The organism is Actinomadura xylanilytica, from assembly GCF_030283145.1.
GTDB lineage: Bacteria > Actinomycetota > Actinomycetes > Streptosporangiales > Streptosporangiaceae > Spirillospora > Spirillospora xylanilytica.
Genome location: NZ_JASNWE010000001.1, coordinates 843,477 through 869,738, shown reverse-complemented (window position 1 = coordinate 869,738; position 26,262 = coordinate 843,477). Strand labels below are relative to the sequence as shown.

Genomic DNA, 26,262 nt, shown 5'->3' with positions numbered 1-26,262 from the left:
CATCCACGAAGGAGCCGATGATGTCGATCTCGTTGCAGAAGGGGCAGAAGGTCTCGCTGGCCAAGCCCGGCGGCGGCACCCTCAGCCAGGTCAAGATGGGCCTGGGCTGGGACGCGGTCGAGAAGAAGGGCCGGTTCGGCAAGAGCAAGGCGCAGACGATCGACCTCGACGCGTCCTGCCTGCTGTTCGACGCCAGCGGCAACCTCGCCGATGCGGTGTGGTTCAGGCAGCTGCGCAGCAAGGACGGCTCGGTGCTGCACACCGGCGACAACCTCACCGGCGCGGGCGAGGGCGACGACGAGGTGATCAACGTCGACCTCCAGCAGGTCCCGGCGAACGTCGTCCAGCTGGTGTTCACGGTCAACTCGTTCACCGGGCAGGACTTCACGCAGATCTCCAACGCGTTCTGCCGGCTGGTCGACGAGGCCACCGGGCAGGAGCTGGCCCGCTTCGACCTGAGCGGCGCGGGCGAGCACAACGCCCAGATCATGGCGAAGGTGGCCCGGGACGGGCAGGGCTGGTCGATGACCGCGATCGGCGCCACCGCCACCGGCCGCACGTTCCAGCACCTGCTGCCGGCCGTCTCCGAGCACCTCTGAGCGGACGCGGCGCCGCGGCGCCGTGCGGGCCCCCGGGCGTGCCCGGGGGCTTCCGTCCGTGACGGGACGCGCCGTGACGGGACGCGCCGTGACGGGACGCGCCGTGACGGGGCGCGGCGACCGCGCGCCGGGCTCCGTGACGTGCGGTGCCCGGCGGCATTCAGAACCATTCCGAAGCATTTGTGGGTGGATTCACCCTAATGCGCTGTCGGACGCGACATATTCTGTGAAGGCTCCGGGGACCGGCCCCGGGCGGGGACCGATGACGATCCGCCCGCCGCGGGGCGGTGGAGCCGACCCTGGGGGGACCTGCGTGCATGCGGCACTTTGACCACATCGACACCGCTCGCCGGAAGCACCTGTTCTACCGGCACCCCCGCAGCTTCGACCGCCATGACGATCCGGCGGTCCTGGCCGTGGCGCTCGGGGCCACGCTCTACGCCCCGGCGACCCGTCCGGCGCTCGCCGACGACGTCCAGAAGGCCGCCCGCCGCGGGGTGGCCAGCATGGTGGTGTGCCTGGAAGACGCCATCGCCGACGCCGACGTCGCGGACGCCGAGGCCAACGCGGTGGCCCAGTTCCGCGACCTGCGCGAGCGGGGCGGCGACGCCCCGCTGCTGTTCGTCCGGGTCCGCGCCCCCGGGCAGATCGCCGACCTGGTCGACCGGCTCGGCGACGCCGCCGAGCTCGTCACCGGCTTCGTGCTGCCCAAGTTCACCGCCGCGGACGGGGCCCCGTTCCTGGACGCGCTGGAGGAGACCGCCGCGCGCACCGGGCTGCGGCTGCTGGCGATGCCGGTGATCGAGAGCCGCGAGGCGGTGCACGCCGAGTCCCGCGCTGAGCTGCTGCGGGACGTGGCGCTGCTGCTCGACAAGCACCGCGACCGGATCCTGGCGATCCGGCTGGGCGCCACCGACATGTCCGCGGCCTACGGGCTGCGCCGCCCGCCGGACCTGACGATCTACGACATCCGGCCCGTCGCGGGCGCGATCTCCGACGTGGTCAACATCCTCGGCCGGGCCGACGGCACCGGCTTCGTGGTGACCGGGCCGGTGTGGGAGTACTTCTCCGCCGGAGAGCGGATGTTCAAGCCGCAGCTACGGCGGTCGCCGTTCGAGGCGCAGCACGCCGCGCCGCTGCGGCAGCGGCTGATCACCTCCGACCTGGACGGGCTGATCCGCGAGGTGCACCTTGACAAGGCCAACGGCCTGACCGGCAAGACGGTCATCCATCCGAGCCATGTCGCGACCGTGCACGCGCTCTCGGTCGTTACCCACGAGGAGTACTGCGACGCCGCCGACATCCTCGGCTGGTCCGGTGGCGGCGCGATGGCCAGCTCGTACGCCAACAAGATGAACGAGGCCAAGCCGCACCGCGCGTGGGCCGAGCGGCTGATGCTGCGCGCCCGGGTGTTCGGGGTGGCGGCCGAGGGCGTCACGTTCGTCGAGCTGATCGACGCCGCCGGCCCCGCGGGGCCGGCGCGCGGCGACGCGGTTCTGAGCCGGGCGGGCCAGGCGTGAGCGGGATGCCGGTGGAGGACTCGCGGGCACTCCGGGAGCCGGGTACGGGGTCCGGCGGCGTCTGGCCGGGGGAATGGGTCGCCAAGCGCCTCGGGGTGCTCCTGGACGACGGTGAGCGGCCCGTGGGCGCCGGGCTCGGCGACCTGGTGGGGCTGGCGGTGCGGCGCAACCCGCGCCGCGCGCACCTGCTGGTGTCGGCGGTGCTCGGCAAGCACGTGCCGACCGATCCGCGCCTGGTGCACGGGGCGGGGCTGCTGCTGGGCGAGCTGGTCCGGGGCCGCCTGACGGGCGCCGCCGGGTCCGGTCCCGGCGCGTCCGGGCCGCTGCTGCTGGCATCGCTGGGCGGGTCGCCCGGCGCCGCCGCCGCGCTCCGTGACCGGCTGGGCGAGTCCGGGCCGCCCGTCGACGCGGTGGTGCTCGGCTACGCCGAGACGGCCACGTCGCTGGGGCATTCGGTCGCCGACGCCCTGCGCGGGGCCTACTACCTGCACTCCACCCGGCGTCCCGTCGCGGGTTTCGGCACCTACGGCGGGTTCGAGGAGGAGCACAGCCACGCCACCAGCCATCTGCTGCTGCCGGCCGACCGGGCGGCGTTCGACCGGGACGTCCCGGTGGTGCTCGTCGACGACGAGCTGTCCACCGGCCGCACCGTGCTCAACACCATCGAGGCGCTGCACGCCGTCCGGCCGCGCCGCCGCTACGTCGTGGCCGCGCTGGTGGACGTGCGCGGCCCGGACGACCGGGAGCGGACGCAGGCGCTCGCCGCGGCGCTCGGCGTCCGGATCGACGTGGTCGCTCTCGCGCACGGGCGGGTCGGCCTCCCTGAGGGTGTCCTGGAGGCCGGCCAGCAGCTCGTCGCGGGGCTCTCCGCCGGGTCCGTGGAGACCGGTGCCCCCGGGACGGGGTTCGGTGTCGTCCGGGCCGATCTGGACTGGCCGGCGGGGCTGCCCGACGGCGGGCGGCACGGGTTCTCGCCCGGCGACCGCGGACGGCTGGAGGAGGCCCTCCCCGCGATGGCGGGCCGCGTCGCCGCGCGGCTGCCCGGCGCCGAGGGGCGGGTGCTGGTGCTGGGATCAGAGGAGCTGATGTACGCGCCGCTGCGGCTCGCGGAGGCGCTCGCCGACATGCTCCCGCGCGTGGACGTCCGCTTCTCCACGACGACCCGTTCGCCGGTCCTCGCGGTCGACGACCCGGGCTACGCCATCCGCACGCGGCTGGCCTTCCCCGCACACGACGACCCGGCCGACGGGACGGGCGAGCGGTACGCCTACAACGTCGCCCCGGGGAGCGACCCGGCCCGCGCGTTCGACGCGATCGTGCTCGTGGTCGACGACGTCGCCGACACCCGCGCTCTCGCGGACGGGCTGCTGGCCCGGCTGGCCGCGCTCGCGCCCGTCGTCCTCGCCACCGTCCCGTCCTTCCGCGGGGGAGGGGAGCGCCCGTGAGCCCCCGGACCCGCACGCGCGCGCGCCTGCCGGACCCCTTGTACGGGCCCGATTTCGGCAGCTACCCCGCCGCCGATGTCGCGTGGCTGCTGAAGGACCTGTCGGCGGTGCCGCTGGAGGCGCCCACCGAGGAGCGCGAGGCCGCCATCCAGGCGGGCCGGGCGCACTACGCAGAGTCGCTCCCGGTGGAGTACCAGCCGGGGCCCGCCTACCGGCGGCTGTTCCACCAGGCGCTGGAGGCGTCGGCCGAACGGGTCGCCTACGCCGCCGCGATGGTCACCGAGCTGGCCCTCGCCGAGCGCGGCCACGACCTCACGCTGGTCTCGCTGGCCCGCGCGGGCACGCCGGTCGGGGTGCTGGCGCGGCGCTGGGCGCGGTTCGCGCACGGGCTCGACCTGCCCCATTACGCGGTCAGCATCGTCCGCGGCCGGGGCATCGACGGGGTGGCGCTGCGGTTCCTGGCCGAGCACCACGATCCGTCCGGCGTACTGTTCGTCGACGGCTGGACGGGCAAGGGCGCGATCACCCGGGAGCTGGCCGCCGCGGTCGACGCGCACGCCGCCGCGACCGGGCACCGGTTCCCCGGCGAGCCCGCGGTGCTCGCCGACCCCGGGCGCTGCACGTCCCTGCACGGCACCCGCGACGATTTCCTCATCCCCTCGGCGTGCCTCAACTCGACCGTGTCGGGGCTGGTCAGCCGTACCGTGCTGAACGACGCGCTGATCGGCCCGGACGACTTCCACGGCGCGAAGTCCTACGCCGAGCTGGCCGCCGACGACGTGTCCGGACTGTTCCTCGACACCGTGTCCGCGCGGTTCGGCGATGTCGCCGAACGCGTCGCCAAGGACCTGCCCGCGCTCCGCGACGCAGACCGTTCGCCCGACTGGTCGGGCTGGGAGGCGGTGCGGCGCGTCGGCCGCGCGCACGGCGTCGACGACCTCAACCTGATCAAGCCGGGCGTGGGGGAGACGACGCGGGTGCTGCTGCGCCGCGTCCCCTGGAAGGTCCTCGTCCGCGCCGACGCCGGGCCCGACCTGACGCACATCCGGCTGCTGGCAGCCGAACGGGACGTTCCCGTCCTGGAGGTCGGCCCAGCGGAGTTCCCCTACGCGTGCGTGGGGCTGATCCACCCGCGTTTCGGCAAGGAGGCCGTCCAATGAGCGGTGTGCTGGTCTGCTCCGACCTCGACCGCACGCTCATCTACTCGGCGTCGTCGATGGCCCTCACCGGACCGGACGAGACGATGCCGCGGCTGCTGTGCGTGGAGTTCTACCAGGGGGCGCCCCTGTCGTACGTCACCGAGACGGCGGCGCGCACCCTGGAGACCCTGGCGGCCGGCGCCACGCTCGTCCCCACGACGACGCGCACCCCCGAGCAGTACGCGCGTGTGCACCTGCTGGAGAAGCCCCCCGCGTACGCGATCTGCGCCAACGGCGGTCACCTTCTGGTGGACGGCGCCGACGACGCCGACTGGTCCTCTGCCGTACGGGCCCGTACGGCAGAGTCCGGTGTCGCGCTCGCCGAGGTGCAGGAGCGCCTCGCCGCCACCGGCGGCGACTTCGTCCTCAAGCGGCGCAGCGCGTCCGGCCTCTTCGCCTATACGGTCGTCGACCGCGCCGCGCTTCCGGGCGGCTGGGTCGACGACCTCACCGGCTGGTGCGCCGAACGCGGCTGGCGGACGTCCCTGCAAGGCCGCAAGGTCTACTGCCTGCCCGAGTCGCTGACCAAGGCCGCCGCCGCGGCGGAGGTCGCCCGCCGCACCGGCGCCACGACGACGCTCGCGGCCGGCGACTCCCTTCTCGACATCGAACTGCTGGAGGCGGCCGGCGCCGCGATCCGGCCCGCGCACGGCGAGCTGCACGACACCGGCTGGTCCTCCCCGGGCACCGCCGTCACCGCCGCCGCCGGCATCGCCGCGGGCGAGGAGATCGCGGATTGGCTGCTGGCCCGCGCCACCGATGCCTGACCGCCCGGACGCGCCCGGCCCCAGGGGGTGGCCAGAACGCGGCCTGGGGGTCACGCTGAGCCCATGACCTCCCGTCTGACCGGCGACGAGACCACGCTGTGGCAGGCCGCGGCGCGGGTCCTGGACGCCAACTGGACCGGGACGGCCACCGTGCCGTCGCCCGGCCTGTACCCGCACCAGTGGAGCTGGGACTCGGCGTTCGTCAGCATGGGCCTGGCCCGGCACCGGCCGGACCGCGCCGAGGCCGAACTCCTGTCGCTGTTCCGCGGGCAGTGGGCCGACGGTCTGCTCCCGCACATCGTCTTCAACACCGAGATCGCGCGGGACGCCTACTTCCCCGGCCCCGAACTGTGGCGCAGCGACCGGCAGCCCGCCGCGCCGCACGGTGTGCCCACGTCCGGGCTCGTCCAGCCGCCGCTGCACGCGCTCGCCGCGCTGCGCCTGCACGAATGCGCCGCCGACGGCGAGCGCAGCCGCGGCTTCCTGGCCCGCCTGTACCCGATGCTCGTGGCGCAGCACCGCTACCTCGCGCGCGCCCGCGATCTGGAGTCCAGCGGGCTCGTCGCGATCTGCCATCCCTGGGAGTCAGGCCTGGAGAACAGCCCCGCCTGGGACCGCCCGCTCGGCGCACTGCGGCTGCCGCCCGCCCGGTACGCGCCGCGCCGCACCCGGCACACCATGCCGACGGGGGAGGACTACGACCGCTACGTGTGGCTGGTCACCCTCCTGCGCGAGGCCGGCTACGCCCCTGGCCACCTGCGCGAGGACCATCCGTTCGCGGTGGAGGACCCGCTCGTCAACGCCGCCTACCTGGCCTCCACGCACGCCCTCGCCGAGATCGCGGAGATCATCGGCGCGGACCCGGTGCCGCACCGCGAGCGGGCCCAGCGGATCCGGCACGCCCTCCTCGACCGGCTGTGGGACCGCGACGGCGGCTGCTTCCGCGCCCTGGACCTGCGCGCCGGCCGGCTCCTGCCCGTCGTCACCGTCGCCGCGTTCGGCCCCCTCATGGACCCGGGGCTGCCCGCTCCGATCGTCCGGCACCTCGTCGACCTGCTGCTGTCGGCCCGCTTCGCCGGCGCGGCCGGGTACCCGGTGCCGACCTGCGACATCCAGGCGCCCGCCTTCGACCGCGGCGGGTACTGGCGCGGCCCGACCTGGATCAACACCAACTGGCTGCTCTGGCACGGGGCGCTCGCGCACGGCCTCCCGGTGATCGCCGACCTGCTGTACGGGGCGACGCTGCGGCTCGTCCGGCAGTCGGGGTTCCGCGAGTACTTCGACCCGTTCGACGGCACCGGCCGTGGCGGCCACGACCACTCGTGGTCGGCGGCGGTCGTCCTGGACCTGCTCGGGGCCCGCCGCGCGCCCTGGGCGGCGTGATCGCCTACCTTGGGGGGATGCGCCTACTCCGGGCCGCCCGGCTGCCCGCCTCCGTCCGCGACGCGCTCGCCCTCGACCGCGGCGAGCGCGTCCTCGCGCACGCGCCCACCCGCGGCGGGTCGTTCGTCGTCGCGACCACCACCGCCCTGCGCCTGCCCTCCGCCGAGGGCGGCTTCACCAGCGTCCCTTGGGAACGCGTCGACCAGGCGTCGTGGAAGGACGGCTGGCTGCACGTCCAGCAGACCTCCGGCGGCCCCGAGCACCACGTGCGGCTCACCGAGCCCGGCTCGGTGCCCGAGACCGTGCGCGAACGCGTCACCGCGACCGTCGTCCTCACCCATCACGCCCGCCTCCCGGGTGGCGGCGGCGTGCGCATCGCCGGACGCCGCCCCGCCGAAGGGGGCGGCGTCCGCTGGTCGTTCGTCTTCGAGGCCGGCCTCGACCCGGACGACCCGGGCCTGCGCGCCCACGCGGAGCAGATCCTCCAGGACCTGCGCCGCCAGACGGGCCTCTAGCGCAGGCTCTCGCTGCGCGGGTCCCGGTACTCCGCCGGCACCCGCCGCCCGCCGGGGATCCGGTCGCCGATCTGGTCGGGGACCCGGTCCCGCGCGTTCGTCGCCAGGTCGCCGGCCCTGTCCTTGGCGGCCCCGGCCAGCTCCTCGCCCTTGGCGCGGACCACCCCGGCCGCCTCCTGCACGGTCGGGTTCTCCGCCACCCGCCGTGAGGTGCGTTTGATCTGCTCATAGCGCTCGCGCCCGGCCTTCGTCCCCAGGACGTAGCCGACCGCGGCACCCGCGATGAACGTCGCGCGGTACTTCATGTCCAACCCCCGGTGCAGCGGATTCGTGTCCTCCACCTACCCAGGAACCCGGCCTCCAGTCCCGCGCCCCGATAAGCGTGCGCGAGCAGCCCCTGGCATGCGCTAATCTGGACGCGCTGGCAGGGGCAACGGCCCCGGCGAGCGAGCACGATCCCGCGTAGCTCAATCGGCAGAGCAGCCGGCTGTTAACCGGCAGGTTATTGGTTCGAGTCCAATCGCGGGAGCCATCCGCTGCGCCCGTAAGCACAGGTCAGGCCCGCCCTCGGCGTCGAGGGCGGGCCCGACGTTTGTAGCGAGTACCGAAGTGAGTACCCGGACGGTCTAGTTGGGGTGCGGGAAGATCAGGTCCATCGCCGGCGCGCCGTCTTGGATCACGGGCCGAATCTGCTGCCGGTACACCTTCTCCGTGACCTGGGTGCCGCTGTGCCCGACCAACAGCGCGATTGAGCCAGTCGGCAACGGCCTGGGCCACGGTGTGGCTGTCGTCCTCCGGTGGAAGCCCGTCCTTGTACTCCCGCATCTTCTTTAAGCATTGCTAGCGCGCCAGTCTTGGTCCTGTCGCTGGCCCTCCTCACGATGCGCTTTCCGGCGGGTGTGTATCCGACCGTGAGCGGTGCGATTCACCGCTGACGGTCCTCATCCCAGTGAAGTCCTCCACCGTCGCCACGGCTCCGACGCTTGCCCGGTGCCGGCCGGGCCGACTTGCGCTTGGGGTCCTCGTGGAGTCGAACGTGCCGTTGCTCATCGTCAAGCCGCGGGGCGCGGGGGCGGGAGACACGGTGACAGAAGCCGACAGAAGGATTTGTGATTAACGCATGCGGATCTCGTTCGGGTGACTTGCGACTAATAGGTCCGCGGTGAGTGCTGTAAAACTGCGATGATGACTAGCTGAACGGAGTGTCGCTGGGGCTGGCTAGGGTGCTGCGCATGGTGGATGCGCAGGTGTTGCCGGGGGAGATCAAGACGCGGGCCGAGATCATGCCGATCTTCGGTGGGAGTCCTCAAGGGGGGATCTGCCCGTCGGCGAGCGAGCCGAACGTGGTGATCTACACAGACCCGTTGGTTGGCGAGCAATTCGGGTACTACGACGGCTGGCTGGAAGAAGAAGACGAGCACGGCCGCGTGTGGGAGTACACAGGTCATGGCGAGGGTGACCAGACGTTCGAGGGACGTAGCGGCTTCGGTAACCGTGCGATCTTGCATCATGTCGATGATGGGCGAACTCTGAGGGTCTTCAAGGCAGTTGGCAACGTGCCCGGTACCGGGACACGGCGTCACCGCTACTTGGGACGGTTTGAGCTCGACAAGTACGAGCCGTACGTGCTGCGGGAGGCGCCGAACAAGCAGCACGTGATGCGGCGCGTGATCGTCTTTCGGATGCGGCCGGCGAAAGAGGAATACGAGCTCCTCCCGGACGACGTCATCCCGCCCGCACCGGAGACGAGCGCGATCACCGTTCCCGCTGACGTCACGAGCAGTGCCATCGTGGAGCCCGAGACCAACAAGAAGACCAAGAGCTCGCGGTCGGCCGGGCCCAAGACGATCGCGGAGCGGCGAGAGGCGAACCTTGCGGATGACTTCATCGCCTTCATGGCAGGCCAGGGGCGTGAGCTGAAGCGCTTCCAGATCAAGGTCAAGGGACTCACAGGCATCCTGATGACCGACCTGTATGACGTGCAAGGTCACGTGCTGTACGAGCTCAAGGGCACGACCAAGCGTGAAGACGTGCGGATGGCCATCGGTCAGCTGCTGGACTACAGCCGACATGTCCAGCCCGAAAACCCTAAGCGCGTGGTGCTCCTCCCCGCAGTGCCGCACGAGGACCTCCGCGCCCTTCTGGAGTCGGTCGGCATCGGGTTGGCGTACTGGGATGGAACCACGTACGTGGGTGTTCCTGGGGTGGTGTGAACGGTCAGCGGGGCTGCCTGGCGGGTGACCAACTGAGTGACCACACCTCTGTCGCGGGCTAGGAGCTGTTTCCCGGATCGGCTGATTTGATCAGGTCCTTGCGTTCACGCTGGTCGTATGGGTGGTCGAGGAGATCTGACGAATGCGGAGTGGGAGCTGCTGGAGCCGTTGCTGTCGGCCGGTGGGGCGCGTGGGGGTCGTTGGGTCGATCATCGGTTGGTGATCAACGGGGTGTTGTTCCGGGTGCGGACGGGGGTGCCCTGGCGTGATCTTCCGGGGCGTTTCGGGTCGTGGTTGACGGTTTATAAGCGGCATCGCCGCTGGTCGGCGGATGGCACGTGGCAGCGGTTGCTGACTGCGATCCAAGCGGCCCAGGACGGCGCAGGCCGGATCGACTGGGAGGTGTCGGTGGACTCCACGACCGCACGGGCGCATCAGCACGCCGCTGGGGCGCCCAGGAAACCTCCGCCGCCGGTTCCTGCTGAAAAGGGGGGACCGGTCGTGACAAAGTGGGGCGATCCGGTGCTGGTGGGCCTGTCCGCCCGGCTGGCGGAGGTGGTGGCGCAGGCGAGTGCCTAGGCCGTTCCCGGGGCGGTTTCACTACGAAGATCCGCCTGTCCGCCGAAGGTCATTGCCGGTCGCTGTCGCTGGTCCTGACGCCTGGCCAGCATGGTGACAGTCCCCGGTTCCAGGCCGTCATGGAGAGGATCTCGGTGCCCCGTATCGGGCCGGGACGGCCCCGGACCCGGCCCGATTACCTCAGCGCCGGCAAGGCGTACAGTTCTCGCGCCAGCCGCTCCTACCTGCGACGACGCAAAATCTCGCACACCATTCCCGAGCCCCGTGACCAGCGCGCCAACCGGCGTGGGCGCGGCTCGGCCGGAGGCCGCCCGACCGGCTTCGACGCCGAGCGGTATAAGAAACGCAACGTCGTCGAACGAGCGATCAACAGGCTCAAGAACCACCGTGCCGTCGCCACCAGGTATGACAAACGCGCCTACATCTACCTCGGGACGATCACCTTCGCGACCCTGATCATCTGGCTCCGAGGTTGATCCAGGAAACAGCTCCTAGTCGCCTTCTCCATGTCCGGCGCCTACGCCTGGAACATCTCCCACCACGACTTCCTGATGCACCCGAAGCCCGGCTTTCACTACCTCTGCGCCTAGCTTGACGACGGCAAGGGCTCGACCTCATCCGGCGGGCCCCTGCCGTCCGGGGCGGTGTGCTGCTTGAAGGCGAACCGAAGGGGCGCCGGCCGCATCGCACAGACCGGCTGATGTTGGATGGATCGAAGTCTACGCAAGATATCGCGACTTGTGATCATGAATTCCTGCGTAGTAGCGTCTGCGGCAATTCATGGCGCCCCCCTGGCCAACCCTGGTCTGCGTCATGAACCCTGGAGGGGCAAATGCCCAAGATCCACATTCCCGTGATCGGCTACCAGCAGGGCGGCCGCCAGATGCTGGTCACTGCCATGAGCCCGGTCGACCTGGTCCGGATGGTCTCCAAGCCGGAAGCTTGGGACCCTGTGAAGACGAGCGTCCACGGCAACCGCCCGCGCGACCCCAAGCACCTACAGGGAATCGTCAAGTACCTCGTCGAAGAGGAGCACTTCGTCCTCGGGGCGGCCGTGCTTTACCTGACCTCGAAGGAAGCTAGTTTCACTCCTGCGGAGCTTCCTGGCGTTACGACGGAAAGTGACGCTGCGAAGATCGGCACCTTGTCGGTGGACATCGGCGCGAAGTTTGACATCGGTGACGGACAGCACCGTATCGGTGCCCATGAGCACATCGTGAGTACTCGTGACGACGACGACCCCGTTCTGGATCGGCTCGCGCGGTCTGGACAACCGATGATCATCGTCATTGAGGACAGCCCCAAGCGCCGCGCTCAGGACTTCACAGACCTTCAGCGTAATGTCAAGACGCCGACGGCCTCGCTCGCCCAGTCTATGGACCGGCGGCAGCCCATCAACCGTGAGCTGAGTGAGCTGTTCGAGGTCGTGCCCCTCTTCAACGACCGGGTCGAATACTTCAAGGATAATCCCGGGAAGCTTTCATCAAAGCTCTTCTCGTTCAAGACGGTGAGGTACGTGTCTGGACTGCTCCTGGTTGGAAATGGCTACCGCAGCCCTGCCACCATGGACAAGGCGGTCAACGCCAAGTTCGAGGGCTTGATCGATAGTAATGCCGACGGGGCTCGCGAGAAGTTGATCGAATTCTGGACTGCTCTCGGAGAGCTGGTCCGCTTCGCTGACATCGTCGATGGCGAGATCAAGGCGCCCGAGCTGCGTGAGGCCACTTATCTGACCTCGGCTGGCGTGCTGTACGCCATCGCCTTCGCGGTCTATCAGGCAAACACTGGTCTGAAGATCCCGATTACGGACGCCGTAAGGGCGCTCGACAAGGTCAGCTTCGACCGGACCCCCAAGACGGCTGACATCACGACTGAAGACACCGTCTTCGCTGGGAATCTCATCGATCCGGAGACTGGCAAGCTTCAGGCGGGCCGTACCGCGTGGGAGACGGCGGCTGCTGTTCTCTTGACGGTCATCTGTGAGGATCCCCACATCAATGAGCTACTTGAGGCGAGGGGGCTTTCGAAAGAGGATGAGGAGGTCGATCAGCTCGCCTCCGAGTCGGCCTAGTCAAAGCGGGTCGCGGACATCTGATGGTGTCTAGAGTCGGTTCACGCCGCCGTCATCGGCATCGCCGAGGCGGCGGCGTTCCGCTCTGTGGCTCCGAGTTGCAGCTTTCAGACGGCTTGCTCGGGGGCGAGTACCAAAGTGAGTAGCAACCGGGGTGGACTCCCCTGGAGTCCAGTGGATGGCTGGGGCTTTGTCCGGCGAGCTACCGAGCCTCTGCCGATCGGAACGCACTGCAGTGGCCGGTTCGAGTCCAATCGCGGGAGCCATCTCAGCGCGAACATGACAAGGCCGGGTCCCGTCTCCACGAGACGGGACCCGGCCTTGTTCGGCTTACCGGCCGAGCCGGTGGTGTGCAGGCGGACGAAGTCGGCGCCCGCCGGGGCGGACGGCCCTGGCGACCGCGGTGAGCCGGTCGCTCGGCAGGGTCAGGTTGAGCGCGGCGTCGACGCCGGTCGCGGTGGCGATCACCTTGGCCTCCGCGGCGGCGTCCCGAAGGTGCGCACCGGCTGCCCCAGCCCTCGCCGGCGACGCTCCGACCCCCCTCCTCGGCCGGTCCGCATAGGGCGATAAGGAATCTTTGGGAATGAGATGGTATTTGCCTGATACGGGTTCTGTCGGGTTATTTGGTAGATCGTCGCGCCGGCGGCTTTTTGGAAGTTCGTGAAAAGGTCTACTTGTCGGTGTGGGGGTGACTACTCTCCTACACAGAGTGATTTGTGAGATCACTCGGTTTGCGGCGCCGGCGGTTCGGGGCGCCGCGGACCATCGGTCGTTCAGGGAGGTCGCGGCGCCCCTGCAACGTGATCGGCCCCCGCTAGCCGCGATACCCCCGGCCCCGGCCGGGGGTATTTTTTGTGTGCGAATGGTGCAGGAGGGGCGGGGGTGCGGGCGGGGGCGGTGGTGACCGCCGGACCCGTGTCCGGGAGTCCTCCGCGAAGTGAACATTTTCCCGCTTATGCGCATCTCATTTGATATCTATCGGCGACTGGGCGTGATCTTCATGTCGAGGGAGTACGGGATGGCGTCAGGGCAGATCCAGTCACGTCTCTCGGCGGGGAAGGGCGCGCGCTCCGGGCCGGGGGCCGCCGCCTTCGCGCCGATCGTGGGACGGGACGGCGAGCTCGGGCTGCTGCGGCAGCAGCTCGCCGACCCCTCGGTACGGTTGCTGACCATGACCGGGCCCGCGGGGGTCGGCAAGACCCGGCTTGCGCTGGCGCTCATGGAGGATCTCGCCGGCGGCTCCCAGTTCCTGGACCTGGCCGGCCACGAGCGAGCCGAGACGGTCTTCGAGGCGCTGTCCGCACCGGGCGAGACCGGTCGGCTGATCATCCTGGACCAGGCCGAGCACTTCACCGAGGCGCTCGCGGCGGGGCTGCCCCGGCTGCTCGCCGAGCGGCCTCGGATCCGGGTGCTGCTGGTCAGCCGGGAGCCGCTGCACCTGTACGGGGAACGGGTCCTGCGGGTTCCGCCGCTGGCCCGCGTCGCGTCGGTGGAGCTGTTCCGGCAGCGCGCCGTCGCGGTCCGGCCGGGGTTCTCGCTGGCCTCCGCCGACGGCGCCGAGGCGGACGACCTGTGCGAGCTGCTCGACGACCTGCCGCTGGCGATCGAGTTCGCGGCGGCGCGGCTCAAGCTGTTCCGTCCCCGCGAGCTGCTCAACCGGCTGCGGGACGGGCAGGACGTGCTGTACGGCGGTCCCACCCTGTCGCACCACTCCAGCATGCGGGAGGCGATCGGGTGGAGCTACGAGCGGCTCACCGGGCCCGAGCAGGCGGTCTTCCGCAGGCTGGCGGTCCATGAGGACGCGTTCTCGCCGATGGCCGGCACCGGGATCGCGCCCGAGATCGTCGAGACGCTGGTGGACAAGAACCTGCTGGTCCCCGTCGCCTCGCCCGGCGACGAGCCGCGGTTCCGGATGCTGAACGCAGTGCGGTCGTTCAGCCGCGACCTGCACTCGCCCGAACCGGCCGAGGAGCCCAGGACGGCGCCGCACACGCAGCCGCTGACGCCGCGGGAGCAGGAGGTGGCGATGCTGGTGGCGCAGGGCATGACCAACCGGCAGATCGCGCGCCGACTCGGCATCGCCGAATGGACGGCGGTCAACCACGTCCGCAACGTCATGCGCAAGCTCAACTGCACCTCGCGCGTCAACGTGGCGGGCTGGGTGATCCGGGAGCAGCCCGTCGCCACCGCCCTCGACTGAGACGACGGACGGCCGGAGCACCTCCGGCCGTCCGCCCCGTCGGGTCAGGGGCGATGGACTCCAGCGGCTCGGTGTCCAGGGCGTCCACGTCGACGCCCATCTCCTCGGCGATGCGCATGGCCTCTTCGATGAGGGTCTCGACGATCTGGGCCTCGGGGACGGTCTTGACGACCTGGCCCTTGACGAAGATCTGGCCCTTGCCGTTGCCCGAGGCGACACCGAGATCGGCCTCACGAGCCTCACCCGGACCATTGACCACACACCCCATCACCGCCACCCGCAACGGCACCGGGAAATCCTTCAGACCCGCAGTGACCTGCTCAGCCAGCGTGTACACATCAACCTGAGCCCGACCGCACGACGGACAGGACACAATCTCCAGACCCCGCTGCCGCAACCCCAGCGACTCCAAGATCGCCGTACCGACCTTGACCTCCTCAACCGGCGGCGCCGACAACGACACCCGGATCGTGTCACCGATCCCCTGAGCCAACAACGCACCAAACGCCACCGAAGACTTAATCGTCCCCTGGAACGCCGGCCCCGCCTCCGTCACACCCAGATGCAACGGATAATCACACGCCGCCCCAAGCAACCGATACGCCTCGATCATCACCACCGGATCGTTGTGCTTCACCGAGATCTTGATATCACCAAACCCATGCTCCTCAAACAAAGAGCACTCCCACAACGCCGACTCCACCAACGCCTCAGGCGTCGCCCTCCCATACTTCTCCAACAACCGCTTGTCGAGCGACCCCGCGTTCACACCGATCCGGATCGGCACCCCCGCCCCCGACGCCGCCCGAGCGATCTCACCCACCCTGTCATCGAACCTCTTGATATTCCCCGGATTCACCCGCACCGCCGCACAACCCGCCTCGATCGCAGCGAACACATACTTCGGCTGAAAATGAATATCAGCGATCACCGGGATCGGCGACTTCGGCGACTTCCGCGCGATCGCCGGCAACGCCTCCGCATCATCCTGAGACGGAACCGCCACCCGCACGATCTGACAACCCGACGCCGTCAACTCAGCAATCTGCTGAAGCGTCGCATTCACATCCGCCGTCAACGTCGTCGTCATCGACTGCACCGACACCGGCGCATCCCCACCCACCGGCACACCACCCACCATGATCCGCCGCGACACCCGACGCGGCGCCGGGGACGGCACGGGGTCCTCGGTCCGAAGCTTGGGCATTCCCAGTCCGACGGTCATCGGGGTCCTCCGGTCGCTCGGAGCCGTTCGGCGGCGGGGCCGTCCCAGATGATCGGGATCGCGGCGGGGGCCTGGGCCGCGTTGTCGCTGCTCCAGGGGATGTCCGACTCGGGGACGGCCAGTGCCAGGCCGGGCAGCCGGTGCAGCAGGGCGTCGAAGGCGAGCTCCAGCTCGATCCGCGCGACCGGCGCGCCGAGGCAGAAGGCGGGGCCGGCGCCGAAGGTGAGGTGCTGGTTGGCGGTGCCGCGGGCGATGTCGAGCGTCCCGGCGTCCGGGAAGTGCGCGTCGTCGCGGTTGCCGGAGTGGCGGGCGACGAAGACGGTCGACCCGGCGGGGATCGTCACGCCGCCGACCTCCACGTCCTCGACGGCGTACCGGGCGATGCCGTAGCCGGCGCCGGGCGGCGCGTAGCGGAGCAGCTCCTCCGACACCGCGCGCAGGTGCGCGTCATCGGTGCCCGCCTGTGCGGCGGCCAGCGCCCCGGGGTGCCGGAAGAGGGTGAGCAGGCCCTTGCCGATCTGCGCGGCGGTCGTCTTGTAGCCGGCGACGAGCAGGGTCATCACGGTCACGAACAGGTCGTTGTCGCTGAGCCGGCCGTCGTCCTCGTCGCGGACGGCGACCAGCGTGCTGAGCAGGTCGCCGGCCCGGCCGCCCCGCCGGCCGGGCACCCGAGGAGACCTGCGCACCCGCCGCACCCGAGACTCCGGCGCGCGAGACCCTGACCGTGCCGGGCACGCGGACGCTCCCGGCCGCGTCCTCGGGCCTGGCGGTGGTGGACGCGGCCGGGCAGGCGGGCGAGGCGCACAGTTGCCCGAACTGCCACCAGCCGCTGATGGTCGTCAACATGATCCTGCCGTCGTCCGCCGACGTCACCGCCGTCACCACCGGACCGGTCCGGCTTCCCGCGCGACGGTGAGAGGGCGACGCCGTCAGGCGAAGAGGTCGTCGGCGGTGGTCGCGTGGAGGGCGCGTTCGGCCCAGCGGTGGAGCTGGTCGACGTCGGTGCAGGAGGTGATCTGTGCCCGCTGCGCCTCTGAGGGCTTCAAACCGCGCTTGGAGAGGACGAACAGCAGCATCTCTGACTCACCCTTGGTTACGCCGCGGCCGAAGTGCTCGCGGGCGAAGGGGCTGTGGACGGGCCAGGTGGTGGACACGATCTCCTCCATGAGCTTCTGCACGGCGAACGAGGCCATGCTGTATGCGTGTTCATAGTACTGCGCAGCGTTATCGCGGTTCAGTGCTCCCAGGGACGTGATGAACGCCCGGGTCACCGCGGGGTCTTTCCCGTAGGCCATGACGGACAGGACGGCGAGGTCGGGGTGGGTCGCGATCTCCTTCGGGTCGGTCATCACGGGGATCTGGTCGGGGCTGAGGACGGCGGCCTGGAAGGTGTACCCGGGGAGCTCGGTCGTGATGGGGCCGGTGAAGCCGGCCGCGGTCCGGGCGTCGGGGCAGATGACCAGGACGGTGACGGGGCAGCGGAGCATGAGCCAGAGGGCCGCGGCGTAGCGGGGGAGCTGGCGCCGTTTGGACTCGGTCCTGTCCTGCTGGATCTCGACGATGATGCCGTGCGCGGGCGCGTGGGGGGCGCCGAGGGTGATGACGGTGTCGGGGCGGAAGCCGTTGGAGGGGCGGTCGTTGAAGTCGTTGGCCTCCAGCTTGACCTGCGTGCCGGTGGGGAGGGCGAGGCCGAGGACGTCGTTGAGGAGTTCCACGGCGAACTCGGGCCGGTCGCGGAAGAGCTGGTTGAGGGCGTCGTGGCGGGAGGATGGCATGTCGCGTTAAGTTACCGAAAAACTCCGCTCGGTAGGCGTGTTTCGGGTTCGATGGCGGATCGGTATGGAGCCGTCACGAGGTCGCCGTCGGACATTTCGGTTCCTAGGATGCGAAGGGCCGGTGCCCACGCCGGCCGTCGGAGAGGGGCCTCATGACGCACGAGGGTGACGGCGCGCTGTTCGCCGTCAGCGACCTGCACGTGGCGTTCGCCGAGAACCGGGCGGTCGTCGAGGAGCTGCGCCCGGAATCGGACGCCGACTGGCTGATCGTGGCTGGCGACATGGCCGAGCGGTTCGCCGACGTCGAATGGGGGCTGCGCGTCCTCAGCGAGCGGTTCGCCAAGGTCGTCTGGGTGCCGGGCAACCACGAGCTGTGGACGACGAAGGACGACCCGGTCGCGCTGCGCGGCGAGGCCCGCTACCGGGGCCTGGTCGAGATGTGCCGCGGCCTCGACGTGGTGACGCCCGAGGACCCGTACCCGGTGTGGCGGGGCGGTGGCGGGCCCGCGACGATCGTGCCGATGTTCCTGCTGTACGACTACACGTTCCGCCCCGCGGGCGCCTCCACCAAGGAGGAGGCCCTGGCCATCGCGTACAAGGCCGGGGTGGTCTGCACGGACGAGATGCTGCTGCACCCCGATCCGCATCCGAGCCGGGACGCCTGGTGCCGCGCCCGGATCGCGGTGACCGAGCGGCGCCTGGCCGAGCGCGACCCCGCGCTGCCGACCGTGCTGGTCAACCACTTCCCGATGGTGCGCGAACCCACCCTCGTCCTGCACTACCCCGAGTTCGCGCAGTGGTGCGGCACCGAGCTGACCGCGGACTGGCACGTGAAGTACGACGCGGCGGCGGTCGTCTACGGGCACCTGCACATCCACCGGACCATGTGGCAGGACGGGGTGCGGTTCGAGGAGGTCTCCCTCGGCTACCCGCGCGAGTGGCGCCGGAGGGGCGGCCCGTTCGGGCTGACCCGCGTCCTGCCCGCCGACGGCGCGGCGCCCGGCGGGTGACGCCGGCCGGCCCTCGGCGGAGGCCCCCCGGGTAGTTAGTTGTACTCTTAAAACCGTTATATGAGTACAACGACGGGAGCCCCTTGCCCGAACCCACCCACCGGCGGCGGCTGGCCGTGCTGGCCGTGTGCTGCATGAGCCTGCTGATCGTCAGTCTGGACAACACCGTCCTGAACGTCGCCCTGCCCGCCATGCAGCGCGACCTGCACACCTCGCTGTCCGGCCTCCAGTGGACGATCGACGCCTACCTGATCGTGCTCGCCTCGCTGCTGCTCCTGGCCGGGTCCACCGCCGACCGGATCGGCCGCCGCAAGGTGTTCCAGATCGGGCTGGCGCTGTTCACCGCGGGCTCGGTGCTGTGCAGCCTCGCGCCGACGCTCGGCTGGCTGGTCGCGGCCCGGGTGGTGCAGGCGGTCGGTGGCTCGATGCTCAACCCGGTGGCGATGTCGATCATCACCAACACCTTCCCCGAGCCGCGCGAGCGGGCCCGCGCCATCGGGGTGTGGGGCGCGGTCGTCGGGGTCAGCATGGCCGCCGGGCCGGTGGTCGGCGGGCTGCTGGTGGACGGCGTCGGCTGGCGCGCGATCTTCTGGCTGAACCTGCCGATCGGGCTGGCCGCGCTGGTGCTGACCGCCCGGCTGGTGCCCGAGTCGCGCGCCCCGAGGCCGCGCCGTCCCGACCCGGCGGGCCAGGCGCTGATGATCGTGACGCTCGCCGCGGTGACCTACGCGATCATCGAGGGACCCGCGCTCGGCTGGGCCTCCCCGGCGATCGCCGGATGCGCGGCCGCCGCCGCCGTCGGCCTCGCGCTGTTCCTGTGGCACGCGCGCCGGCATCCCGAACCGCTGATCGACCTGCGCTTCTTCCGCAGCGTCCCGTTCGGCGGGGCGACGCTGATCGCGGTGTGCGCGTTCGCCGGGCTGGCCGGGTTCCTGTTCCTGAACGCGCTCTACCTCCAGAACGTCCGGGGCCTGTCGGCGCTGCACGCGGGGCTCTACCTGCTGCCGATGGCCGCGATGACCGCCGTCCTCGCGCCGCTGTCGGGCCGCCTGGTCGGCAGCCGGGGAGCACGCCTGCCGTTGCAGATCGCCGGTGCGGCGATGCTGGCCAGCGCCCTGCTGTTCGCCGTGTTCGACGCCGAGACCGGCAACGTGCTGCTGTTCGCCTCGTACGTGCTGTTCGGCATCGGGTTCGGCATGGTCAACGCGCCCATCACCAACACCGCCGTGGCCGGGATGCCGCGCGCCCAGGCAGGCGTGGCGGCGGCGGTCGCCTCCACCAGCAGGCAGGTGGGGCAGGTGCTCGGCGTCGCGGTGATCGGCGCGGTGCTCGCCGCCGGGACGGACACGGGCTCGCCCGCCACCTTCGTGTCCGCCGCCCGCCCGGCATACTGGATCATGGCGGGCTGCGCGGCGGCCGTGCTCGTCCTCGGCACCGTCACCACCGGCCGCCGGGCCGCGCGCAGCGCGGAGCGGACCGCCGCCCTCTTCGAGACCGAACCGACCCGGACTCCGGTGAGCGCATGACCGCATCCCCGCCCGACGCCACCGCCGACCCCGCACCCGCGCGGGGCGGCCCGCCCGACGCGGACGCCGCCGGGCGGGCGTGGCGCAACCTGCGCATCCTGATGCACGAGCGCGGCGACCGGCGGCGGGAGGTGACCGAGGCGCTCGGCCTGAGCTTCTTCCGGGTCAAGGCCCTGCGCCGCATCGCCGCCGGCCCGACCACGCTCGGCGAGCTGGCGGAGGGGCTGCTGACCGACCGTCCCTACACCACGCTGGTGGTGGAGGACCTGGTCAAGCGCGGCCTGGCCGAGCGGGCGCCGAACCCCGGCGACCGCCGGTCCAAGATCGTGTCGGTCACCGCGGCCGGGCGGGCCGCGGCGGACGAGGCCGAGCGCATCCTGGACACCCCGCTCCCGGCCCTCCACGACCTCCCGGGGGGCGACCTGGCCGCGCTCGACCGGATCGCCGCCCGCCTCGTCGCGTCAAGCTGACGCTGTGGACCGGCGGGCGGTTCGGGACGGGCGGTTCAGGACGGGCGGTTGCGCCCCGCGTCGGCGTCCATCCGGGCCCAGTCGGCCTCCCACAGGGCGTCGCGGTACCGGTCGCAGCGCCGCCGCAGCACTCCGTACGCCAGCAGCAGCGGGAGCCCCGCCACCAGGACGCCCGCGAAGCCCGCGTACGCGGCGTCGGTGAGCGTCCGGTTGTGCGCGCGCGGCCGGACGGTCGGCTCGCCCTCCCGGTCGATCCAGATCTGCCGCCGCGCGCCGTCCTTGGCGTCCTGCCAACTCGGCAGTGACCCGGACTTCACCTTGCCGCCGGGGCCCGGCCACTGCGCCCGCACGGTCTCATGGACGTAGCGGTCGCCGACCGAGCCGATGCCGCCGGTGCTCTGCACGGTCGCGACCACCTGGTGCCGGTCGGCCCGCTCGGCCCGCTCGGCCCGCGAGCCCTGCCGGTAGGACCAGCCGGCCGCCCAGGCGGCCAGCGGCGGCGCCGCGGCCAGCAGGACCAGCAGCAGGACGAGCGCGATCAGCCGCTGGAACCGGTCGACCCGGCGGCGCAGATCGTTGCGCTCCAGGCCGAGCCGGCGCCGCAGCCGATCGGACGGCCGGACCGCCGGACCGGCACCGAACCTGCTCATCACGCGTCACCTCCCCGGGGATACCTTCCCGGTGAGAGGCCGTTGGCCATCGGATTCCAGGATATTCCCGGGGCCGCCGATCGGCACAGGGCCCGCGGCCGGCGATTCTCAGCCCCCGGCGGCCCTTGCCAGCTCGTCGAAACCGCCCTGGACGCCCTTGGCCAGCACGTCCAGATCGGGCATGGCGTCGAAATCGCCCGTGATGCCGAAGTGCAGCGACCCGCAGTACGACACGATCGCCGTCGCCGCCCGGATGCCGCCGGTCAGCGGCACGTACGGGTGCATCTCCAGCACCCTGCGGCCGAGTACGTACAGCGGGAAGTTCGGGCCCGGCACGTTCGTCGTCACCGTCTGCACGAGATCCTGCCGCAGCCGGATCGGGAGGCGGGCGCCGAGCGACAGCAGGGCGGGCGCCACGGCCGTGTCGGTCAGCCGGGTGAGGGTCTGGGTCCCGGCCGCCTGGTTGCTGCGCTTGACGTCGTCGGTCTGCTCGCGGACGCGGCGCAGCCGCTCCAGCGGATCATCGACGCCCACCGGCAGGTTCACGAACACCGCCGCGACCCGGTTGTCGAGCACGCCGTGCTCGTCGGCGGCGCGCAGTGAGACCGGCACCGCCGACCGCACCACGGTGTCCCCGGCGAGGTCGCCGCGCCCGTTCAGCAGGTCACGGTACCCGGCGGTGACCGAGGCCAGGACGACGTCGTTGATCGTCCCGCCGAGCGCCGCGCGGATCGCCTTGGCCTCGCCGAGCGGCACCTGCTGCCAGCACCAGCGGCGGTGCGGGCCGATCGGCCCGTTCAGCGACCCCGCCGACGGGCGGGCGAACCGGGCGGCGGCCCGGCGCAGCCCGGCCGCGAAGTCGCGGAGCTGCCGCGCCTCCGGCATCACGGTGCTGCGCGCGACGTCGCCGAGCTGCCGGACGGGCGAGGTGAGCCCGCGCTGGGCCGAGTCGACCAGCAGGTCGAGCCCGGACGGCGGGGCCTCCGGCTCCCAGCGGGCGGTCTCGGCGGGCGGCTCGTGCTCGGGGGACAGGTCGAACAGCACGGTCGCCAGGTCCATCCCGGCGACGCCGTCCACCATGCAGTGGTGCACCTTGACGATCATCGCCCAGCGCCCGCCGGTCAGCCCCTCGACCAGCCAGATCTCCCAGAGCGGCTTGGCGGGGTCGAGCCGCTGCGCGAGGATCCGCCCGGCCAGGTTGCGCAACTGCTCGTCGTTGCCCGGCGCCGGAAGCGCGGTGTGCCGGACGTGGTAGAGGATCTGGAAGTGGGGGTCGTCGGCCCAGACGGGCCGCCCCAGGTGCAGGGGCACCGGGTGGACGCGCTGCCGGTAGCGCGGGACTTGGGGGAGCTTGCCGACGATCGTCCGGATCAGGTCGCCGTAGGAAGGGGCGGGCCCCTCGAACACGACCACCGACGCCACGTGCAGGGGGGTGTTCTCGTCCTCCAGGAGGTAGAAGCTGGCGTCCAGTCCGCTCATCCGTTGCACGGCCTCACCATCTCTTTTCCGTTGGGGGTCGCAGGGGGAACGCGGGCGGTGGGGACGGGGTGCCGTCCGGGTCCGGCCGCATACGGCCATCCGTTCCCGCCGCTACCCGGCGAGCGGCGACTTATGTCCGCGATGTCCTTTGTGTGGGGCCCATTCGGGGCCCTGTGCGGTGACGCGGTGCTACGCGGTGACGCGGTGCTACGCGGTGGCGCGGTGCTACGCGGTGGCGCGGTGCTACGCGGCGACGTCCTTCGCGCGGCGGCGGGTGCGGCGCCGCACCGGGGCCGCCTTCGCCGCCGTGTGCTCGCGGACGAACGCGCCCACCTCGTGCAGCGCGGCCAGCCCCTCCGGCACCAGGTCCGCGAAGACCTGGAACACGTGGACCTGCCCTTCCCAGACCTGGAGCCGGCACGGCACCCCGGCCCGTGCCAGCCGTCCCGCCATCAGTTCGGCGTCCGGCAGCAGCATCTCGGTCGATCCCACCTGGATGAGCACCGGCGGGAGTCCCTCCAGCGGCCCGTTCACCGGCGACGCCATCGGATCGAGTGGTACCGCGCCCTCGGTCAGCAGGCCCGCCAGCCGCTCCACCCGCCGCGCCGGCAGGTAGGCGTCCAGCCGCGCGTTCTCGTGCGCGACCTTGCTGGTGTGGTCCAGGTCGGTCAGCGGGGCCAGCGCCACGATGCCGCCCGGCGACGGCAGCCCCTCGGCCAGCGCCTGCATCGTCGCGGCGAACGCCAGGAAGCCGCCGGCGGAGTCGCCCGCGACGACGATCCGTCCGGGCGCGTACCCCCGGTCGAGCAGCCACCGGTAGGCGCGCACGCAGTCGGCCACCGACACCGCGAGCGGCGCGGCGGGAAGCTGCCGGTACGCCACCGACAGGACCGGCGCGCCCGACGTCGCCGAGATCCGCGCGACCAGCCGCCGGTGCGTCCGGAGCCCGCAGGAGAAGAACCCGCCGCCGTGGAAGTACAGCACCGCCCGCCCGCCCGCATCCGAGGTGCCCGTGCCGGACGGGTCCGGCGCCGAGACCCACTCGGCCCGGAAGTCGCCGAACGGGACCGGCTCGACCCGCGCCCACCGCGGCGCCGGGAGCGCCAGCGGCGCGGCCAGGTCGATCGCGAACGCCGGGCGCAGCCCGCGCGGGCCGAGCGGCCACCATGACAGCAGCGGGCGGGCCGTGAGCCTCAGGCCGCGCGCGGTCAGCCGCGCGCGCACGGTGGCGCCCGGACGGGATTCGATCACGGGGTCCATCTGCGACCTCCCACGCGGTGCCGGCGGGCCGGCCTACTGACCAAGCGGTCACTAAGCCGGTCCGGGACAGCCTCGTATCGGGAGATCAGTGTGTCAAGTGTCGTTCCCGGGACGAGGGGGAGGAACCGGGCTCATCAGCGGGCCCGCGCACCGCCAGCGCCAGCACCGCCCCGAGCGCGCACAGGCCGGCGGTGATCCAGAAGATCTCCTGGTACTCGGCCCGCAGCGCGTCCTGCACCGCCGCCGTGTAGGCCGCCATCTCGTGCTTGAACTCCGCCTTGGACATCAGGAACGGCAGCGGCGGCCTCAGCTCGGCGGTCAGCGCGTGGAACCGGTGGAAGCCCCACGCCGACAACGCCGAGATGCCGAGCAGCATCCCCATCATCCGCGCCACCACCACCGCCGCCGACGCCACGCCGTGCTGCGTCGCCGGGACGAACCGCAGCGCCGCCGACGACACCGGCGCGATCACCAGCCCGAGGCCGAAGCCCGTCACCACCAGGTCGACGTCCAGCCGGGGCAGCGCCCCGTACGAGGCGGCCTCCAGGTCGGCGGGCCAGCCCGCGATCAGCAGGTAGCCGCCGGCGGCCAGCGCGAGCCCGGCGGCCATCGGCCACCGCTCGCCGAACCGGCGCGCGGCCACCCCGCCCAGCACCGCCGCGACCGGCAGTGCCACCAGGAACCGGGTCAGCAGCAGCGCGCCGCCGAACGCGTCCCTGCCGAGCAGCGTCTGCGCGACCAGCACCACGTCGACCAGCGTCACCATCAGCGCCGCGCCCGACAGCAGGCTCACCCCCAGCGTCGCCAGCAGCGGCCCGCGCCGCACGCCGCCGAGGTCGAGCAGCCGCGTCCGCGTCCGGACCTCCCACAGCACGAACGCCGCCAGCGCCACCAGCCCGGCCGCGATCACCGGGACGCCCCACGGCGGCAGCGCCGACCTCTCCGGCTCGGGGTTGTAGACGCCGCAGACCAGGAGCCCGAGGCCGAGCGCGAGCAGCAGGCCGCCCACCACGTCCACGCCGCCGCGCGGCCCCTCCTTCCGGCCGCCCGGCACCGAGAGGTGCACCGCGACCATCGCCGCGGCGGCCAGCGGAAGGTTGATCCAGAAGATCCAGCGCCAGTCGAGCGCCGCCGCGATCCCCGCCCCGTAGAGCGGTCCGAGGACGCTGCCGAGTTCCTGCGCGGCCCCGACCCCGCCCAGCACCACCGGACGCTGCCGCTCGTCCCACAGGTCGCTCGCGAGGGCCATCGTCACCGGCAGCAGCGCGCCGCCGGCGATGCCCTGGACCACCCGCCCGGCGGTCAGCACGGGCACCCCGTGCGCCAGTGCGGTGACCGCCGACCCGACCGCGAAGAAGAACAGGCACGCCTGGAGTACGGGCCGCCGCCCGAACCGGTCGGAGAGCTGCCCGAGCAGCGGCATCGCCGCCACGTACCCGAGGAGGAACCCGGTCAGGACGGGCGTCACCCGCTCCAGCCGGTTCACCGGGATGCCGAGGTCCTCGACCACCGCCACCAGGATCGTGGTGACGACGTAGGCGTCGAGCGCGGCCAGCAGCACCACGGTGCCGCCGACCCCGACCGCGAGGCGGCGCCGGGTCACTTCGGCGCGCTGATCTTGTACGGGGCGTCGAACTCGGTGAAGTCGATGGTCACCGTGCCCTTCCCGTTACTCGGGACGTTGCCCTTGACCTTGAGCAGCCGGTGGTCGGCCTTGCCCACCCACACCTGCCCGGCGACGTCCTCGCCGATGCCCGGCACCAGCCGGCCGAGGTCGTCCTTGGCCAGCGTCGCGCGCACCCGGTAGGCGTCCTTGCCGCCGATCCTCTCCTCGGCCTCGGCCTTGGCCCCCGTCGCCGAGGCCAGCAGCTTGGCGATGCCCCGGTCCGGGTCGAGCGCCGCGGACGGGTCGTACATCGCCGCCGCGAGCGTCTTGGACACCTTGCGCCAGCCGCCCGTCCCGGCGTCGAGGTAGATGCTCTCGCCCAGCGCGACGATCTTCATCTCGACGGTCTGCCCGGACTGCGCGACGGTCAGCGTGCCCTCGGCGTCCCCGCTCTTGAGCAGCTTGATGTCGGCGCCCTGCACCATGATCGGGGGTTTGTCCGCCGTCGACATCCGGACGTTGACGCTCTTCAGCCGGGCCATCGCGGCCGACGCCTCGCGCAGCGTCGCGGCGCCGTCGAACGCCGCGGCTCTGGGCCGGTCCGACCCGCCGCCGCCCCCTCCGTCGCACGCACCGGCCATGACCAGGGCGAACATCGCAGGTACGAGGGGGACGAGGCGAGCGCGGAGTCGTGGCATAGGCGGACCCTACCGACCGGTCACCTCGGGCGTCACTCGCCTGGAGGTATGACATCGTCCGACCAAAGGTGG

At 71.7% G+C, this 26,262-nt stretch carries 24 protein-coding genes, 1 tRNA gene and 2 pseudogenes; 16 read left to right on the top strand and 11 right to left on the bottom strand.

Annotation, left to right across the window (positions count from 1 at the left end; translation table 11 throughout):
• The first annotated feature begins 20 nt into the window (after positions 1-20).
• The 7 genes from QP090_RS04115 (at position 21) to QP090_RS04085 (ending at position 7,428) form a co-directional block, all read left to right on the top strand.
• Positions 21-599, top strand: coding sequence for a TerD family protein (locus QP090_RS04115; protein ID WP_285937093.1), 579 nt, complete (start codon positions 21-23; stop codon positions 597-599).
• Positions 600-916: 317 nt separating this feature from the next.
• Positions 917-2,119 (top strand): HpcH/HpaI aldolase/citrate lyase family protein, encoded by a 1,203-nt coding sequence (locus tag QP090_RS04110; RefSeq protein WP_285937091.1) that lies wholly within the window; start codon positions 917-919, stop codon positions 2,117-2,119.
• Between the two features lie 5 nt (positions 2,120-2,124).
• Complete coding sequence (locus tag QP090_RS04105; protein ID WP_285938566.1) at positions 2,125-3,564, top strand: phosphoribosyltransferase family protein; 1,440 nt, start codon at positions 2,125-2,127, stop codon at positions 3,562-3,564.
• The gene (locus QP090_RS04100) at positions 3,561-4,724 is read left to right on the top strand and encodes a cysteine protease StiP family protein (protein WP_285937090.1); all 1,164 of its coding nucleotides are present in this window, start codon (positions 3,561-3,563) and stop codon (positions 4,722-4,724) included. The genes QP090_RS04105 and QP090_RS04100 overlap by 4 nt, the downstream gene beginning before the upstream one ends.
• Positions 4,721-5,530 carry an HAD family hydrolase gene (locus tag QP090_RS04095; RefSeq protein ID WP_285937089.1) on the top strand — a complete coding sequence of 270 codons (810 nt, stop codon included), beginning with the start codon at positions 4,721-4,723 and terminating at the stop codon, positions 5,528-5,530. Before QP090_RS04100 ends, QP090_RS04095 begins: the two co-directional genes overlap by 4 nt.
• Before the next feature lie 63 nt (positions 5,531-5,593).
• Positions 5,594-6,913, top strand: coding sequence for an amylo-alpha-1,6-glucosidase (locus QP090_RS04090; RefSeq protein ID WP_285937088.1), 1,320 nt, complete (start codon positions 5,594-5,596; stop codon positions 6,911-6,913).
• 17 nt (positions 6,914-6,930) lie between these two features.
• Positions 6,931-7,428 (top strand): hypothetical protein, encoded by a 498-nt coding sequence (locus QP090_RS04085; protein ID WP_285937087.1) that lies wholly within the window; start codon positions 6,931-6,933, stop codon positions 7,426-7,428.
• Here QP090_RS04085 and QP090_RS04080 read toward each other — a convergent pair.
• The gene (locus tag QP090_RS04080) at positions 7,425-7,769 is read right to left on the bottom strand and encodes a YtxH domain-containing protein (RefSeq protein ID WP_432763006.1); all 345 of its coding nucleotides are present in this window, start codon (positions 7,767-7,769) and stop codon (positions 7,425-7,427) included. The genes QP090_RS04085 and QP090_RS04080 overlap by 4 nt on opposite strands.
• 115 nt (positions 7,770-7,884) lie before the next feature.
• Here QP090_RS04080 and QP090_RS04075 point away from each other — a divergent pair.
• A tRNA-Asn gene (locus tag QP090_RS04075) sits at positions 7,885-7,960 on the top strand.
• Between the two features lie 94 nt (positions 7,961-8,054).
• Here QP090_RS04075 and QP090_RS04070 read toward each other — a convergent pair.
• The gene (locus QP090_RS04070) at positions 8,055-8,192 is read right to left on the bottom strand and encodes a hypothetical protein (RefSeq protein ID WP_285937086.1); all 138 of its coding nucleotides are present in this window, start codon (positions 8,190-8,192) and stop codon (positions 8,055-8,057) included.
• A gap of 468 nt (positions 8,193-8,660) precedes the next feature.
• On the opposite strand from QP090_RS04070, the gene QP090_RS04065 reads away from it, so the two are divergent.
• The 3 genes and pseudogenes from QP090_RS04065 (at position 8,661) to QP090_RS04055 (ending at position 12,291) form a co-directional block, all read left to right on the top strand.
• Positions 8,661-9,641, top strand: coding sequence for an SRA domain-containing endonuclease (locus tag QP090_RS04065; protein ID WP_285937085.1), 981 nt, complete (start codon positions 8,661-8,663; stop codon positions 9,639-9,641).
• A gap of 117 nt (positions 9,642-9,758) precedes the next feature.
• Positions 9,759-10,696, top strand: a pseudogene (locus QP090_RS04060) (IS5 family transposase).
• Positions 10,697-11,052: 356 nt separating this feature from the next.
• Entirely contained in the window at positions 11,053-12,291 is a 1,239-nt protein-coding gene (locus tag QP090_RS04055; protein WP_285937084.1) for a DNA sulfur modification protein DndB, read from the top strand.
• A 330-nt stretch (positions 12,292-12,621) separates the two neighbouring features.
• Here QP090_RS04055 and QP090_RS04050 read toward each other — a convergent pair whose 3' ends face one another.
• On the bottom strand, positions 12,622-12,759 hold the full coding sequence (locus QP090_RS04050; RefSeq protein WP_285937083.1) for a hypothetical protein: 138 nt from the start codon (positions 12,757-12,759) through the stop codon (positions 12,622-12,624).
• A 550-nt stretch (positions 12,760-13,309) separates the two neighbouring features.
• Between QP090_RS04050 and QP090_RS04045 the strand changes: the two genes are divergently transcribed.
• Positions 13,310-14,491 carry a LuxR C-terminal-related transcriptional regulator gene (locus tag QP090_RS04045; RefSeq protein WP_285937082.1) on the top strand — a complete coding sequence of 394 codons (1,182 nt, stop codon included), beginning with the start codon at positions 13,310-13,312 and terminating at the stop codon, positions 14,489-14,491.
• Between the two features lie 97 nt (positions 14,492-14,588).
• On the opposite strand, the pseudogene ispG reads toward QP090_RS04045, so the two are convergent.
• Positions 14,589-15,716: pseudogene (gene ispG / locus QP090_RS04040) on the bottom strand (flavodoxin-dependent (E)-4-hydroxy-3-methylbut-2-enyl-diphosphate synthase); the annotation flags it as partial.
• On the bottom strand, positions 15,713-16,402 hold the full coding sequence (locus QP090_RS04035; RefSeq protein ID WP_285937081.1) for a cytochrome P450: 690 nt from the start codon (positions 16,400-16,402) through the stop codon (positions 15,713-15,715). The gene QP090_RS04035 and the pseudogene ispG, both read right to left, overlap by 4 nt.
• Before the next feature lie 38 nt (positions 16,403-16,440).
• Here QP090_RS04035 and QP090_RS04030 point away from each other — a divergent pair, with 38 nt between their 5' ends.
• Positions 16,441-16,632, top strand: coding sequence for a hypothetical protein (locus QP090_RS04030; protein ID WP_285937080.1), 192 nt, complete (start codon positions 16,441-16,443; stop codon positions 16,630-16,632).
• Between the two features lie 13 nt (positions 16,633-16,645).
• Here the strand turns inward: QP090_RS04030 and QP090_RS04025 are convergent, their stop codons facing one another.
• Positions 16,646-17,491, bottom strand: a complete 846-nt coding sequence (locus QP090_RS04025) for a hypothetical protein (RefSeq protein ID WP_285937079.1) — start codon at positions 17,489-17,491, stop codon at positions 16,646-16,648.
• Between the two features lie 152 nt (positions 17,492-17,643).
• Here QP090_RS04025 and QP090_RS04020 point away from each other — a divergent pair, with 152 nt between their 5' ends.
• From QP090_RS04020 to QP090_RS04010, 3 genes are all read left to right on the top strand, one after another.
• Positions 17,644-18,501, top strand: a complete 858-nt coding sequence (locus tag QP090_RS04020; protein WP_285937078.1) for a metallophosphoesterase family protein — start codon at positions 17,644-17,646, stop codon at positions 18,499-18,501.
• Positions 18,502-18,584: 83 nt separating this feature from the next.
• A complete protein-coding gene (locus QP090_RS04015) occupies positions 18,585-20,027 on the top strand; it encodes an MFS transporter (protein WP_285937077.1) in 1,443 nt (480 codons plus the stop codon).
• Positions 20,024-20,497, top strand: coding sequence for a MarR family winged helix-turn-helix transcriptional regulator (locus tag QP090_RS04010; protein WP_285937076.1), 474 nt, complete (start codon positions 20,024-20,026; stop codon positions 20,495-20,497). Before QP090_RS04015 ends, QP090_RS04010 begins: the two co-directional genes overlap by 4 nt.
• A gap of 35 nt (positions 20,498-20,532) precedes the next feature.
• Here the strand turns inward: QP090_RS04010 and QP090_RS04005 are convergent, their stop codons facing one another.
• The 5 genes from QP090_RS04005 to QP090_RS03985 form a co-directional block, all read right to left on the bottom strand.
• Positions 20,533-21,147, bottom strand: a complete 615-nt coding sequence (locus QP090_RS04005) for an Rv1733c family protein (protein WP_285937075.1) — start codon at positions 21,145-21,147, stop codon at positions 20,533-20,535.
• Between the two features lie 108 nt (positions 21,148-21,255).
• Complete coding sequence (locus QP090_RS04000; RefSeq protein WP_285937074.1) at positions 21,256-22,626, bottom strand: WS/DGAT/MGAT family O-acyltransferase; 1,371 nt, start codon at positions 22,624-22,626, stop codon at positions 21,256-21,258.
• Between the two features lie 243 nt (positions 22,627-22,869).
• Entirely contained in the window at positions 22,870-23,886 is a 1,017-nt protein-coding gene (locus QP090_RS03995; RefSeq protein WP_285937073.1) for an alpha/beta hydrolase, read from the bottom strand.
• An 85-nt stretch (positions 23,887-23,971) separates the two neighbouring features.
• A complete protein-coding gene (locus QP090_RS03990; protein ID WP_285937072.1) occupies positions 23,972-25,489 on the bottom strand; it encodes an MFS transporter in 1,518 nt (505 codons plus the stop codon).
• Entirely contained in the window at positions 25,486-26,190 is a 705-nt protein-coding gene (locus QP090_RS03985; protein WP_285937070.1) for an LppX_LprAFG lipoprotein, read from the bottom strand. The genes QP090_RS03990 and QP090_RS03985 overlap by 4 nt, the downstream gene beginning before the upstream one ends.
• Between the last annotated feature and the right edge of the window lie 72 nt (positions 26,191-26,262).